Raw genomic sequence first — 15,060 nt, 5'->3', positions numbered from 1 at the left:
GCATGAATAATTCCTTACTTCTCGCGTGGATAGCAGCCATCATTGCCACGCTAGGCAGTCTCTACTTTAGTGAGGTGATGCACTTCATACCATGTACGCTCTGTTGGTATCAAAGGATATTTATGTACCCGTTGGCGATCATCCTCGGAGTCGCAGTTTACCGGAATGACCGAGGCATCTATAAATACGCACTTCCGTTGTCTATCATCGGTCTTCTAATCGCTGGATACCATACCTTATTACAGAAAATACCATATTTACAGCAATTTGAAATGTGTACAACCGGAGTGCCTTGTTCCAAGGATTATATTAACTGGCTTGGCTTTGTTACTATTCCGTTATTAGCTTTGATTGCATTTACGGTTATTACAATCTGCTTAATCATTATCTCTCGCGGCAAAGAGGAAAATAGGGATCAATAAAAAAGAGCGGTGAAACCAAAAGGTTTCCCGCTCTTTTCAGTTGTCAGCAAAGCATCAATTAGTACATAAAGGATGCGCCAACAATGATTAATAAAATAAACAACACAACAATTAAAGCGAAGCTGCTGTTATTTCCATGTCCCATAGTAATCACCTCCTCCATTGCTGAGTTATTACAATGTATGTCAGAAGGGAAGGAGCTGAAATGGACAAACGTTGACTACTAGAAAAGAAATTAATTTATTGAGAAAAAACGTTTGCAGAATTTTGATAAATAAATAATTTAATAGAACTTTTTATTGTAGTATAATTATATACAGTTATTTGGATTATTGGAAAAGGCAGTCATTTTTCTAAGGAGAGGTGTTAGGTTATGGCAAGAGTTTTAGTAGCAGGTGAGATCCCACAAAAGGGGTTAGAGATGTTGTTAGAACATCACGAGGTTGAAGTATTTTCAGGTGAGAAATTGATATCTGATACAGAATTAAAAGAGCGAATCAAAGATAAGGATGCTCTTCTCAGTTTATTATCTACCCCGGTAACAAAAGAGGTAATTGACCAAGCCCCTGACCTAAAAATCATAGCAAACTATGGAGCTGGATTTAATAATATAGACTTTGATTATGCGGCATCTAAAGGAGTCCCGGTTACCAATACTCCTATGGCGTCTACTGCTGCAACGGCAGACTTGACTATTGCCCTTTTACTTGCCTCAGCAAGGAGAGTAGCTGAAGGGGATGAAGTCTGTCGGACGGTTGGTTTTAATGGGTGGGCCCCTCTTTATTTTCTAGGAAGAGAAGTAACTGGGAAAACTATCGGAATTATTGGATTTGGTCAAATTGGCCAAGCGGTTGCAAAAAGAGCAGCTGCCTTTGATATGAAGGTTCTATATACGGGTCCAAATCGAAAAAGCCAAGAAGTTGAACAAGCCCTAAACGCGACCTACGTATCTTTTGATGAGTTAGTAGCAGAATCAGATTTTATTACGATAAACTGTTCGTATAATCCAACATTAAAACACATGTTCAGTACAAAGCAGTTTGAAATGATGAAATCAACTGCCTATTTAATTAACTGCGCCCGTGGCCCAATCGTTGACGAGGAGGCACTGGTCCAGGCCTTATCAGAGAAACAGATTGAGGGAGCAGGAATTGATGTATTTGAATTTGAACCTGAAATTAGTGACGGTTTGAAAAAGCTGAAAAACGTTGTATTAACTCCGCATATCGGAAATGCTACTTATGAAGCACGCGATGCTATGGCGATTATGGCAGCGGGAAACATTGTTAAAATGTTAAACGGTGAAGCACCATCGTATGTGGTTAATGGGGTTAAAGAAACAATCCTCGTGTAAAATCAAATGATTAACAATAAAAAAGACGGCAGCTGCCGTCTTTTTTTATGAATACTGTGGGCGGAGTTTTGACCGTTTATTGACGTGCTGCTCGGCACTTAAAGCTGCAATCGCCCCGTCAGCTGCTGAAATAACCGCTTGTTTTATCGGTGTTCTTCTAGCGTCACCGCCAGCGAAGACGCCGTCAACATTGGTGCGAAGGTACTCATCTACTAAACAATAGCCTTCTTCATCGCGGATAATCGCTCCTTTTAAGAAGTCTGTACCTGGCATCATTCCGCCGAGGTATAAGAAAATTCCATCCACGTCCCATACCTGCTCTTCTTTTTTATCGGTAAGAACAACAATTTGCTCCACACTATCTGTTCCAATAATTTCTCTTACACGATGTCGTTTATAAATTTCTACATTTGCGTTATTTTCCAAAGCAGAAAGATCTACATCGCCCTTTAATTCAGTTGGAATTAACAATTTCACTGTTTTACAATACTTTGCCAATGTTTCTGCCTCGTGAATGGCTTCATCATTATCACCAACAACAGCGACCACTCTGTCCTGATAAAACGCGGCATCACAAGTTGAACAATAGCTTACACCACGTCCTGTGTATTCTTCTTCCCCTTTAATCTTTCCGGAAGGCGCTTTTGCCCCTACGGCAATAAAGACACTTTTAGCTTTAATGGTCCCCTCGGCTAATTCTATCTTTTTTAATTCCTCTGAAAAATCAACTGATAGGACAGTTGAACGAACGAATTCTGCTCCAAAATCCTTTGCTTGTGACTGCATTCTTGTTAACAGTTCAAGCCCCGTAACTTCTTCACGGACGCCAGGGTAATTCGCGATTTTATGGGTGATTGCAAGTGTGCCAGCTTTTGGGGCTTTATCGATCACGAGTGTTTTTAGTTTCCCTCGGGCCGCATAAACAGCTGCAGATGCTCCTGCGGGACCGCCGCCGATAGTAACAAAATCATAGACTTCTTCAAGAACATTTTCATTGACTGCTTGAAAAATAGTATCCGCATTTGCGTCGCTAGATTCTGTCTTTCCGGAACTCACCACAGCGACTTGGTCTTCTGATAGTCCCAGCAATTTGTTTAATTTTTTCTCTTGAAAGCCAAGGACTAGTTTTCCATTAATAAGCGTGGCTGGTGTTCCATAAATTTTCCGTTCCTTTAATTGCTCAAAATATTCTTTATGTATGGAAGCGTTCCGTTCATCGAAATCAATGTTGTGATCTTTTAGGAAAGATTTTACTTTTTCACAATAGGGGCAGCCGGTACTGCTATAAACGATCACTTCAGGTTTAGACAATTTTACCAACCTCCAATTATTTGATGATTTTATAATAATATAAATATTAAATAAAAGTCAATTTCTTTTAATAATTATTATAAATAAAAAATCAGTCCAACCAATGGTTGGACTGAAGGATAATTCTAAATGGATCTGCCTAAGAAAGCCGTTAGCATCCAAACATGTTTCTCAAGATCAGAATGTATCGCGAGCAGCATATCTCCTGTTGTTTCATCATGATTCTCATCGGCAAAGCTCATGCCTTCTTTCAATTCACCAATAATAATTGAGAAGTCTTTGATAATTGATTCAACCATTTCATCTGCAGATTCGTTACCTGACGCTTCTTTAATTGAAGAGATTTCTAGGTATTCTTTCATTGTAGCAGCAGGTTTTCCGCCGATTGCTAGCAAACGTTCGGCTAGTTCATCGACATGAATGCCAGCCTCATTATAAAACTCTTCAAATTTGACATGTAAGGTGAAAAATTGTCCACCTTTCACATACCAATGATAGTTATGTAACTTCGTATACAGTACAGACCAGTTTGCAATCTGTTTGTTAAGTACGTTTACTAATTGATTTTCCATAATAAATAGCCTCCTTTTTTAACTCTACTTATATTATTACCAAAGATGGAGGTCCAATCCTGTATGAATTTAAGGAATTTGTTGTCAATTTTGTGAAGAATCATTGGTTTTAAGTGTATTACGCTCTTTTTTATTGTTACAAGCCTGAAACAATTTGTAATAATTCGACCTATCCTTTCCATGCCGTCCATCTAATGGAATTTATATATTAATGGAAAATAATCCCTTTTAGTAGACGAATCCCTTCATGCTGGGCACTATTTAATCCCATTATTCCTTACCACTTTTTGGGTAATGAATCCGATTGTAACAACTGTTAGCCTTATTAGTATGACAAGCGCCGAACAAATATTGGAGGGAATAAAATATGAATAAATTTAAAAAATTACTAATTGCGACCGGACTTATCCTATCCATGTCAGCATTTACTTTAAATGGAACGACTGAAGCGGCAACAACGACACATAAGGTACAATCAGGTGAAACTTATTGGAAAATTGCCGCGAAATATGGTGTGACAGTTAATAATTTAAAAAAAGCAAACAACAAAACTAGTAATCTTCTTTATGCGGGATCTAATCTAGTAATCCCGAATTCTTCCATTACAGCAGCAGAAAAGGATTTAATGGCACGTCTAGTTCGTGCTGAGGCAGTGGGTGAGCCGTATGCAGGGAAAGTGGCTGTTGCAACGGTAATCCTTAACCGTGTTTCCAGCCCAGATTTCCCTAATACCGTAAAAGGTGTTATTTATGAAAAGTCGAATGGCTATTATGCCTTCACGCCTGTAAAAAATGGTACCATTAACCAACCAGCTGATGCTGCTTCAAAAAGAGCTGTGAATGAAGCACTTGCCTTTAGAGGACAAGGAAACGGATCATTATTTTTCTATAATCCAAAAACAGCTGTAAGTAAGTGGGTCTATTCTCGACCAGTAACGGTAACGATTGGTAACCACAGATTCGCGAAATAAAAGCTAGTATAAAGTAGTATTTCAAAAAAATTGTAAACTAAACAAAGAAGCAGTGATTTCCTAAAAATGGAATCACTGCTTTTTTTTATAGACCCTACGAACCTTGTTTAATTTTTAATGCAACGAGACTAGCGAATTCGTGGATGATGGTGGCAGCCAGTAAAGATGTAATCTGAGTCGGATCATATGGCGGCAAGACCTCGACTAAATCAAAACCAATAAAGTAAAAATCAGTTAGAGATCGGATGATTTGCAACGTTTCAAAACTATTTAAACCACCAACTTCTAGTGTTCCCGTCCCAGGTGCACATGAAGGATCAACAAAATCAATATCAAAGCTCAAGAAACAAGGTGTATCACCAATTTTTTCTTTCAACTCATGAATAACATTTTCGATTCCTCGTTGCTTTAGCTCAGGGGTTGTAATTACGTGATAGCCTAAATCCGTGCTGGCGTCAATATCACCTGGATGATTCAGGGTTCCGCGAATTCCTACTTGGAAAACTTTATCTGGTATGAGGAGATTCTCTTCATAGGCTCGGATGAATGGTGAACCATGCCAATATTTTTCCTCATAATATGTGTCCCAAGTATCTGTATGAGAATCAAAATGAATTAAGGCAACAGGACCGTGTACTTTTACTGCGGCCCGAAGATGGGCTAATGTAACCGAATGATCCCCCCCTAGTCCAATTGGAATAATCCCTTTTTCCATCAGGTCCATCATTGCTTTTTCAATTACCTCATAACTGCGATGGATGTTATGCGGAATGACAGACACATCACCGATGTCAATGGCATTACATTCGTCAAAAGGATAAACCTTGTGAATTGGATGATATGGGAATAGAGTCATCGACGCCTGACGAATTGCCTGTGGTGCGAACCGTGCTCCGACACGAAAAGAGGCTGCCGTATCAAACGGAACACCGACAATAGCCAATTTAGCATTTTCCCTGTGGGAGGGTAACCTCATGAAGGTACCAGTGGTACAAAATTCTGGTTTAACATCTGGTGATAATGGATAGTGCATATAAGATTCCCCCATTTCTTATTTTCATATACTGTAAAATGCAAGAATTGTGCCAGATGATTATTGACAGGAATCGTTGTGAATGAAGCGAAAAACTATTTAATTGGGAATATTCTATGCATAGATGAATAATTAAAAAGACTTTGGCTTGACTATTTAAGCCCATCCTTAGAGATTATTAAAAAAATATAGAGTGGCACGAAATTTGCAATGATATATTTGAATTTTCAAATAAGTGAGGGGGAATAAAAAATTTTCAGAAGACAAAAGGGTTATTACTCAATGAAAGCGTTTTAATCAAAAGGGAGGTATGATAGGTGGAAAATGGCGTAAAGCTGAAAAGATCGTTAAAGCTGTGGCAGGTCGTAATTATGGGGTTAGCTTATATGACACCCATGGTGGTATTTGACACATTTGGAATTGTTTCTGGTGTAACCGAGGGACATGTACCATCAGCCTATATTATTGCATTGGTTGGGATGCTGTTTACAGCATCAAGTTATGGGAAGCTTGTGAAGGTCTTCCCTCAAGCAGGCTCTGCCTACACGTATACCCAAAAAGCGATGAACAGACATCTTGGTTTTCTAGTTGGATGGTCTTCGCTGCTTGATTATTTGTTTTTGCCAATGGTCAACGCTTTGTTAACAAAACTGTACCTCAATGCATTGTTTCCATCTGTGCCAGATTTTATTTGGGTGTTAGTGTTTGTAGGAATTGTGACCTTCTTAAACTTGCGAAGCGTAAATGCCCTGGCAAATTTCAATACATTATTTGTTCTTGTTCAAATACTGATTATGGTCGTCTTTATTATCCTTGTGATTAAAGGTTTACATTCAGGCGAGGGGACAGGAACTGTTTTTAGTTTAAATCCATTTTTTGTTGAAGGTATGAACCTGCCAGTCCTTGTTACCGGTGCAACGATTCTTTGCTTCTCTTTCCTGGGTTTTGATGCTGTTACAACATTGTCTGAAGAAACGCCCAATCCGCAAAAGACGATCCCAAAAGCAATATTGCTTACAGCTTTATGGGGAGGGGTTATTTTTATTACCACATCGTTTTTTATTCAATCCTTTTTTCCGGATATATCCAGATTTAAAGAACCTGATGCCGCACTTCCAGAAATCGCTTTATACGTAGGTGGAAAGCTTTTCCAATCGATTTTCTTGTGTACAACCTTTGTTAATACACTCGCCTCCGGACTTGCATCACATGCAAGTGTTTCGCGACTCTTGTATGTAATGGGGCGTGACAAGGTATTCCCGGAAAAATGGTTTGGATACGTTCATCCAAATTGGCGGACACCTGCAATTAATGTTGTATTTGTGGGTGTCATCTCCTTGTCAGCCTGGTTCTTCGATCTAGTTACGGCGACTTCGTTAATTAATTTCGGTGCGTTAATGGCTTTTACGTTTGTCAACCTTTCTGTTATTAGTCACTTTGCCGTTCGTCAAAAGATGCACAGGACACCTAGAGGTTTTTTTGATTACGTTATCATGCCATTAATTGGTGCGGGAGCAGTTGGGATCCTTTGGATTAATCTAGAGGTTAGTTCTTTGATTATGGGAATTCTTTGGTTTATGACTGGATTTACTTACTTGCTTTTTCTAACAAAGGCATTCCGAATAGCGCCGCCCCAATATAAAGCGGAGGAAGCATAAACAAATAATTTTTTCATGAAGGCAGTGGATCCCGTGATAAGAATCCACTGCTTTTTTGTTCTTACGTACCTCTTTTCTTATTCAATCCTGAGTAGGTTATGCATTTTTTCATAAAAATTTTGATTAAAGATAACATTTAAAAGGAAAGATGATTGGCATGAAAATTGCAACTATTTTAAATAGTTAGATTAGTAGGTAGAATGGAAGGAGGAGTAGATCTGCAATTATTTTAGTGATTTAAGTTTTTCATTGCTAAAACAAAATGAAAGTGCTTACAAATTCTTACTAATAAAAAAATAGCCGGATATAAAAGGAGAGATGGTTAAATTGGAGAATACTACTCTTAAGCGTTCACTTGGGCTATGGGCAATCGTTATGCTGGGATTGGGCTATATGACACCAACGATCGTGTTTGATACATTTGGAATTGTCTCTGAAGAAACGAATGGGGTCGTCCCGCTCGCATACCTCACAGCACTAGTAGTTATGGCATTTACGGCAATTAGTTATGGGAAAATGGTCCGGGTGTTTCCAAGTGCGGGATCGGCTTATACGTATACACGAGAGACCATCAGTCCTCATCTTGGATTCATAGTCGGCTGGGCAGCGTTGCTTGATTATATATTGCTTCCTATGGTTAATGCATTAATTATTCGTATATATATGGTTTCAGTATTTCCAGAGGTGCCAGCATGGATTTGGGTTGTCGCATATGTTGCGATCGTCACGGCAATTAACGCTTGGAGCATGGGGAAAACATCGAGTTTAAATTCCCTGCTTGTCATTTTTGAAGTGGTTTTAATTGCGGCATTTATCGTTCTTGCTTTTGTTCAGCTCTCTAAAGGAATGGGACAAGGAACCATTTTCACAACAGCACCTCTCTTCCATTCTGATATTCACCTCGGAGCCGTTTTGACAGGAGCTACGGTAGTTTGTTTCTCCTTCATTGGTTTTGATGCAGTAACTATGTATGCAGAAGAGGCTATCGATCAAAAATCGATGCCGAGAGCGATTATGTTAACGGTCTTTATTGGCGGCGCCATTTTCTTCACCTGCAGCTATTTCGCCCAAGCGCTGTTTCCAGATATTTCTGGCTTCAAGGTAACCGATGACACACTACCTGAAATCGGATTGTTTGTGGGTGGAACCCTTTTTAAACTGGTTTTCCTTTCCGGTGCTTTTGCAGCCACTGTAGCTTCTGGGCTTGCCTCCCATGCCAGTGTATCAAGACTTTTGTATGTTATGGGGAGAAATGGGGTTTTGCCCAAAAAGGTGTTTGGGTATGTCCATCCCAAATTTCGGACACCGGTTTTTAATGTCATCTTGGTTGGGGGCGTATCATTACTTGCGATTGCTCCAAGTTTAGAGCTCATTTCTTCATTTATAAATTTTGGTGCATTAATTGCTTTTACATTTGTAAACTTATCGGTCATCGCTCATTTTATTTTTCGCCAGAAGCGATATAAAACAGCGAAAGATATTTTCTCCTATCTCATTATGCCGGTTATTGGAGCAGGATTAACAGGAATTTTATGGGCGAACTTACAACTTGATGCGCTCATTGGCGGGATTGTATGGATCGTTATTGGTGTAGTGTATATGCTTTACCAAACAAAGTTTTTCCAAATCAAAATAGCTGATTTAAATATCGATGATGCGGAGAAAACCTCTACCTTATAAAAATTAACTTGAGCCAGGCGATAACGCTTGGCTTTTTATTGTTCAAAAGAGTTTTGTATGCAGAATTGAATACTTGACTCATTTCTTCATAGGACTTCTTCTTTTTTTACTAGATTATCTATTCAAACCGCTATTTCTAAGTTGGCACGAAACTTGCTTTTACCTTAAGTAACAATAAAAAATGAGGTGTTAGAATGGCAGTCGAATCACTAGACTCAAAGAATATGAAAGGAATAGAACAGGATAATTTCCTTGTTGAGTTTCAAGAAATTTTAAAAGAAGCAGTGAACATCCTGAATTACCCACCCCAAGTATTCGAATTTCTAAAGAAGCCAATGAGGTTTTTAGAAGTCAGCATCCCTGTTCGAATGGACAATGGTCAGACAGAAATATTCCAAGGGTACCGTGCTCAGCATAATGATGCCTCTGGTCCAACTAAAGGAGGTATCCGCTTTCATCCAGATGTCACGCCAGATGAGGTAAAGGCATTGGCCGGATGGATGAGCTTAAAGTGCGGTATAACCGACCTTCCCTATGGCGGTGCTAAAGGGGGAATCATCTGCGATCCTCGTAAAATGAGTTTAGATGAATTGGAAAGGTTGAGTCGTGGCTACGTTAGGGCAGTTAGTCAACTTGTGGGTCCCACAAAGGATATTCCTGCACCTGATATGTATACAAACTCGCAAATTATGGCATGGATGCTCGATGAATACGACCATATCCGTGAATTCGACTCCCCTGGTTTTATCACCGGAAAGCCACTTGCACTCGGGGGATCTAAGGGAAGGGAAACAGCAACATCAAAAGGTGTTTTATATACGCTGCAAATGGTTTGTGAATTAAAGAAAATGCAGTTAAAAGATACACGTGTCATCATTCAAGGGTTTGGAAATGTCGGCAGTTATCTTGCCCAGTATTTATATGAGATTGGGGCAAAAGTAATTGGTATCGGCGACATGCTTGGCGGTGTATATGATGAGAACGGACTAGATATACCATTTCTACTTGAAAATAGAGATTCCTTTGGCATTGTTTCTAATCGCTTTACTAGCTCCATTACTAACCAAGATTTATTAGAAAAAGAATGTGATATCCTTATTCCTGCTGCAATCTCTGGAGTAATTAATAAGTATAATGCCAGTAAACTTAACTGCAGCATTATTATTGAAGCTGCCAATGGGCCTACCACAAAAGAAGCGTTAAAAATTCTCGATGATCAGCAAATCCTTGTTGTCCCTGATATCCTCGCCAATTCCGGCGGTGTCATTGTCTCTTATTTTGAATGGTGTCAGAACAATCAAGGCTATTACTGGACCGAGGAGATAGTTGATGAACGTCTCAAGGAGAAAATGACAGAAAGCTTTTTAAAGGTTAACCATACCTCTAATCGATTTGGTGTAAATATGAAAATTGCTGCTTATATTGAAGGAATTCAAAAACTAGCGGAGGCTTCCAGGCTTCGTGGCTGGTTGAAATATTAAAAGTGAAATAGAAAAAGGAGGAAGTTATTAATGAAGCTTGATATACTAGCCGAACAAAAAGAACAGCAGCTGTTACATTACTTTTGTTTAATTTCACATAACCACCGCTACGATTTGATGATTGGCTATTCAGAGCAATTCTTTGGGAAAGCAATGGTCACTTCGATTCAGTCAGGGAATATGGTTTTACTTTGTCAAGAAGACACTATATCAGATGATCATTGGTCAGAAAGATTGGGAATCGAGGCGGAGGATATCCCAGAATTTCAGGAATTTTTTAGTCAAGTATTACAGACTGGACCTTTTCACGAGCAATATTAGTAAACGAAAAAGGAGAGAGATTCCATGTATTATGGCGTTGTTCTAAGCCCATGTTTTGGCAAGGTGGAAAAGATTAGGACCAAGAGTGAGTCGAGAATTTATGAGTGGGAAACCCTATTTATCCTTACTTCCGAATCAGGAAAGGAGGAAACGGTTCAGACATGTTTAAGTGGTGAGGTAAAATCGCTCGAAGTACAGGAAGGAGATTATGTTATTCCCGGGATGGTTCTTGCGTATATAAAGGAAGATTTATTTGTCACAGGTAGTGATTAATGGCTTGAAAAAGAAGATGGGTCGCTCATCTTCTTTTTTGTGTCATATTTAAATTAATATTTTACAAATAAAATGATAGTATTAGGTAGATTAGGTAGATTAGGTAGATTAGGTGTTAAGGGGGAAGTAAACGATGTTTTCTGTTGCCAAAGAAAAAGTGAAACCAATTATTTCAGTAGACGTGGATGAAAGTGAAGTAGTTTTTCAATCAACCTTTAATAACCTTAAAGAACCCTTTTTGTTTTTAAAAAGAAAAAATCATTTATTTGCGTATGTCATACTTGAAAACAATAATAAAGAGCATGCCTCGATTGAATCCTTACTTGAACAAGCGAAATCTTTAGAGAGCATCTGCCATCTTAGTGAACAAATCTCTCTGCCTGCGTTGTTCCAAATTATTGGCGAACCTTTTGCGATTATTAGAGATGTGGATGGTCATCCAGCTGGTTACATTAGCAGAGAAGATGTTCTTGCTGAGCTTTTTAAACAGGAAAATAAAAGTGTCGACTTACTTAAAATTATTCTGACCTCGATCCCGATGGGCATTTTTGTATTGGATAAAGAAAAGCGAATTATTAATTATAATGAAGCTGGTTTAAAAATGATTCGTTCGACCGCAGAAAAGGTTATGAATCTTCCAGCAGGAGAGATTTTTAGCCGCACCCATCTTGAACAGGTATTTTCCACCGGTAAGACGCTTCTTAACCATTTGGTTATCAAGAATGAAATGGGGATTCTCGTCGATTATAGCCCTATCTTGAACTATGAGAATGAAGTCGATGGAATCATCATTGTTGCCCAGGATTTGCCAATGGTCGAAGAAATGGCTATGGAAATTGAATATATTAAAGATTTAAATAAGGACCTGCATGCGATTTTGTCTAGTATCTATGATGAAATTCTCGTGGTGAACAACAAAGGAGAGCTAATCAGGTTTAGTGAAAACATTATCCAAGATTTCTGGAAAGTTGATTTAAAAGAGTTGATTGGAAAAAATATTCTTGAACTGGAAGACCAGGGGTTGTTTACTCCTTCGGTCACAAGACTTGTATTGGAGAAAGGAAAAAAAGTCTCTGTTGTTCAAGAAACCAAAACGGGGAGAAAAATTCTTGCCGTCGGAAATCCAGTCTTCAATGATCAAAATGAGCTTGACCGGATTATCATTGCATCTCGTGATATTACCGAAACCACCCGACTAAAAAGTGAACTGCAGGAAATGAAAAAGATATCAGAACAATATAAGAAGGAATTAGATGATTTTAAGAGTAAGGACCGTTTTTTGAAAAAGCTCATTTATTGTAGTCCGAAAATGGAGAAGGTTATTAATCAGGCCAAGAAAATTGCTGATTTTTCCTCCACCGTCCTTTTGAACGGAGAATCTGGGGTTGGAAAAGAAGTAATTGCTCAAGCGATCCATCAATTAGGCAGACGCCAGGCGAAGCCTTTTCTTAAATTAAATTGCGGGGCAATTCCCGAGAGTTTACTAGAAAGCGAACTATTTGGATATTCGAAGGGATCTTTTACCGGTGCTGATAAAAATGGAAAAGAAGGCTACTTTAAACAAGCAGATGGCGGTATTTTGTTTCTAGACGAAATCGGTGAGATGCCAATTCATTTGCAGGTGAAGCTATTACGAGTTCTTCAGGAGCAGGAAGTTATTCCAATTGGCAGTACTACCCCCATTAAGGTGAATGTGCAGATTATTGCAGCTACGAATAAAAAATTAGAAAAAATGGTTGAGGAAGGGACATTCCGTGAAGATTTATTTTATCGCTTGAATGTCATACCGATTCACATCCCGGCCTTAAGGGAAAGGACAGAGGATATTTCGCTGCTTGCCTTTCATTTCCTCCAGCAATTGAATGAGAGATATGATCGGAATTACCATCTAACTCCTGATGCTATTAATGTACTAGAGTTTTATCCGTGGCCGGGTAATGTCAGGGAACTTCAAAATATTATTGAAAGATTAGTAGTTACGGCCGAACATCCGTCGATTGATGCAGAGTTCGTCAGCCAATTTTTATCCACGGGCTTGGAACATAAAAAAATGAAGCCAGTCTTTACAAGGGTCATTCCGTTACAGGAGGCTATCGACCATGTCGAGGAGCAATTAATTGTGATGGCAATGAACCAATACAAAACGACAACGAAAGCAGCAAAAGCCCTAGGAATCAGTCAGTCATCTGTTAGTAGAAAGTATCAAAAAATAGTAAATGAGAAAAATATTAAAATGGAAAACCTATCACCCTTTTAATTGAGCTGCTTCAGGTCTAATGATCTGAAGCAGCTTTTTTTAATTAACTGGTAAATTATGATGTGATATGTTCCCCCTATTCAATCAATCATAGGGTTATGCAAATTTGAATAGTAATCAATCAAATTTCTTGAGAGATATTTATTTTGGCAGGTTTTAAAGGTTGGCACGCTTCTTGCAACTATAGTTAATGAGGGTGAATAAAGGAGGAATTTAAATGGTCGAGGTAAAAAAAAGAGTGGTAAACCTGAAGATGTTTATTGATGGTGAATGGAAAGATGCCGAAAATCAAGAAACACGCCCAGTATTAAATCCTGCAAGTGGTGAGGTTATATCATATGCGCCAGAAGGAACAAGAGCTGATGCCCGTGCAGCTATTTATGCAGCACGCAGGGCCTTCGAAGAAGGTATCTGGTCTGGAATTTCTGCACAGGAACGATCCTCCTATTTATTAAAGATTGCTGACAAAATTGATGAATATGCCGATGAATTGTCCCATCTGGAAACGATGGATAATGGGAAGCCATTGAGAGAGGCGGGTTTTGATATCGGTGATGCAGCCGCCTGTTTTCGCTATTATGCAGGATTGATTACAAAGCCTGATGGGCAGACCTATCATGTCGCCGATCCAATGCAGGCTATGGTTGTCCGTGAACCGGTAGGGGTATGCGGTTTGATAGTTCCGTGGAACTATCCACTGTTAATGAGTGTGTGGAAGATTGCCCCAGCCTTAGCCGCAGGAAATACAATTGTCTTTAAACCATCGGAAGTGACACCAGTTACACCGAAAAAACTCTTCGAGATATTTGAAGAAGTTGGTTTGCCAAAAGGGGTTGCTAATCTGGTAATGGGAGCTGGAGCGGTGGTTGGAAATGAAATCGCTTCCCACCCTGAGGTCGATATGATCTCATTTACAGGTGGTACGAAAACAGGCAAGCATATTATGAAAACAGCAGCTGACACGATGAAGAAAGTTTCGTTAGAGCTAGGCGGTAAATCACCGAATATTATTTTTGCTGATGCTGACTTTGAAACGGCAGTGGATTATGCGTTATTTGGAATCTACGCAGGTTCTGGTCAAGTATGTTCCGCTGGTTCCAGGATCCTTGTTGAAGAAAGCATCTATGATCAATTTGTCCAGCGTTTTGTTGAAAGGGCAAAACAAATTCAAGTAGGACCTGGTGATGATCCTGCAACAGAAATGGGTCCGCTTGTCAGTCAGGAGCACTTAGAAAAAGTCCTTTCCTACATTGAAATTGGCAAGGAAGAAGGTGCGATAGTTGCTTGCGGTGGAAAGCGGGTTGTCGCTAACGGGTTAGAAAAAGGTTATTTTATTGAACCGACGGTATTTGTCGATGTCACCCAAGAGATGAGAATTGTTCAGGAGGAAATCTTCGGTCCCGTTGTAGTCATTCAGAAGTTCACGGACGAAGCAGAAGCTATTAAACTTGCCAATGGTACCGTTTATGGGTTAGCCGGTGGTGTATTTTCTAATAATGGTGCAAAGGCACTAAGGATTATTAAAAAGCTGCGTGCAGGGATTACTTGGGTAAATTCCTATCATCCTACCTATAACGAAGCTCCGTGGGGCGGCTATAAGCAAAGTGGAATTGGCCGTAGTCTTGGTACATTTGGACTTGAAGAATTTCAAGAAATAAAACAAATAAATATTAATTTGCAGGTTGAACCAATTGGCTGGTTTTCTAATTAATCATTTAATAGGAGGAA

14 protein-coding genes are annotated in these 15,060 nt (G+C 39.2%); 10 read left to right on the top strand and 4 right to left on the bottom strand.

The genetic code is table 11. The features are described from left to right. Positions 1-2 precede the first annotated feature (2 nt). Complete coding sequence (locus AC4QJR_RS22830; RefSeq protein WP_496524267.1) at positions 3-422, top strand: disulfide oxidoreductase; 420 nt, start codon at positions 3-5, stop codon at positions 420-422. 58 nt (positions 423-480) lie between these two features. Here AC4QJR_RS22830 and AC4QJR_RS22825 read toward each other — a convergent pair whose 3' ends face one another. After that, the gene (locus AC4QJR_RS22825; protein WP_311315819.1) at positions 481-567 is read right to left on the bottom strand and encodes a YjcZ family sporulation protein; all 87 of its coding nucleotides are present in this window, start codon (positions 565-567) and stop codon (positions 481-483) included. Between the two features lie 228 nt (positions 568-795). Between AC4QJR_RS22825 and AC4QJR_RS22820 the strand changes: the two genes are divergently transcribed. After that, complete coding sequence (locus AC4QJR_RS22820) at positions 796-1,776, top strand: 2-hydroxyacid dehydrogenase family protein (RefSeq protein ID WP_496524266.1); 981 nt, start codon at positions 796-798, stop codon at positions 1,774-1,776. Between the two features lie 45 nt (positions 1,777-1,821). On the opposite strand, the gene AC4QJR_RS22815 is transcribed toward AC4QJR_RS22820, so the two are convergent. After that, on the bottom strand, positions 1,822-3,087 hold the full coding sequence (locus tag AC4QJR_RS22815) for an FAD-dependent oxidoreductase (RefSeq protein WP_496524265.1): 1,266 nt from the start codon (positions 3,085-3,087) through the stop codon (positions 1,822-1,824). Between the two features lie 125 nt (positions 3,088-3,212). Next, complete coding sequence (locus AC4QJR_RS22810) at positions 3,213-3,659, bottom strand: Dps family protein (RefSeq protein ID WP_251457684.1); 447 nt, start codon at positions 3,657-3,659, stop codon at positions 3,213-3,215. Positions 3,660-4,026: 367 nt separating this feature from the next. Here AC4QJR_RS22810 and AC4QJR_RS22805 point away from each other — a divergent pair, with 367 nt between their 5' ends. Beyond that, positions 4,027-4,629, top strand: a complete 603-nt coding sequence (locus AC4QJR_RS22805) for a cell wall hydrolase (RefSeq protein WP_375376586.1) — start codon at positions 4,027-4,029, stop codon at positions 4,627-4,629. A 94-nt stretch (positions 4,630-4,723) separates the two neighbouring features. Here the strand turns inward: AC4QJR_RS22805 and speB are convergent, their stop codons facing one another. Beyond that, positions 4,724-5,662 (bottom strand): agmatinase, encoded by a 939-nt coding sequence (gene speB / locus AC4QJR_RS22800; protein WP_496524264.1) that lies wholly within the window; start codon positions 5,660-5,662, stop codon positions 4,724-4,726. 317 nt (positions 5,663-5,979) lie between these two features. Between speB and AC4QJR_RS22795 the strand changes: the two genes are divergently transcribed. The 7 genes from AC4QJR_RS22795 (at position 5,980) to AC4QJR_RS22765 (ending at position 15,043) form a co-directional block, all read left to right on the top strand. Further along, on the top strand, positions 5,980-7,320 hold the full coding sequence (locus AC4QJR_RS22795) for an APC family permease (RefSeq protein ID WP_496524263.1): 1,341 nt from the start codon (positions 5,980-5,982) through the stop codon (positions 7,318-7,320). Between the two features lie 318 nt (positions 7,321-7,638). Further along, on the top strand, positions 7,639-9,000 hold the full coding sequence (locus AC4QJR_RS22790) for an APC family permease (protein WP_496524262.1): 1,362 nt from the start codon (positions 7,639-7,641) through the stop codon (positions 8,998-9,000). Between the two features lie 194 nt (positions 9,001-9,194). Further along, the gene (locus tag AC4QJR_RS22785) at positions 9,195-10,481 is read left to right on the top strand and encodes a Glu/Leu/Phe/Val family dehydrogenase (RefSeq protein WP_496524261.1); all 1,287 of its coding nucleotides are present in this window, start codon (positions 9,195-9,197) and stop codon (positions 10,479-10,481) included. 30 nt (positions 10,482-10,511) lie between these two features. Next, positions 10,512-10,802, top strand: coding sequence for an SAV0927 family protein (locus AC4QJR_RS22780; RefSeq protein WP_496524260.1), 291 nt, complete (start codon positions 10,512-10,514; stop codon positions 10,800-10,802). Between the two features lie 24 nt (positions 10,803-10,826). Next, positions 10,827-11,075 (top strand): biotin/lipoyl attachment domain-containing protein, encoded by a 249-nt coding sequence (locus AC4QJR_RS22775; protein WP_496524259.1) that lies wholly within the window; start codon positions 10,827-10,829, stop codon positions 11,073-11,075. 133 nt (positions 11,076-11,208) lie between these two features. Then, the gene (locus AC4QJR_RS22770) at positions 11,209-13,332 is read left to right on the top strand and encodes a sigma-54 interaction domain-containing protein (RefSeq protein ID WP_496524258.1); all 2,124 of its coding nucleotides are present in this window, start codon (positions 11,209-11,211) and stop codon (positions 13,330-13,332) included. A 238-nt stretch (positions 13,333-13,570) separates the two neighbouring features. Continuing rightward, on the top strand, positions 13,571-15,043 hold the full coding sequence (locus tag AC4QJR_RS22765) for an aldehyde dehydrogenase family protein (protein ID WP_496526726.1): 1,473 nt from the start codon (positions 13,571-13,573) through the stop codon (positions 15,041-15,043). Positions 15,044-15,060 lie beyond the last annotated feature (17 nt).

This window comes from Neobacillus sp. BP17 (assembly GCF_059579525.1).
The sequence above is the reverse complement of the archived record's forward strand: the minus strand, read 5'-3'. Positions and strand labels throughout refer to the sequence as shown.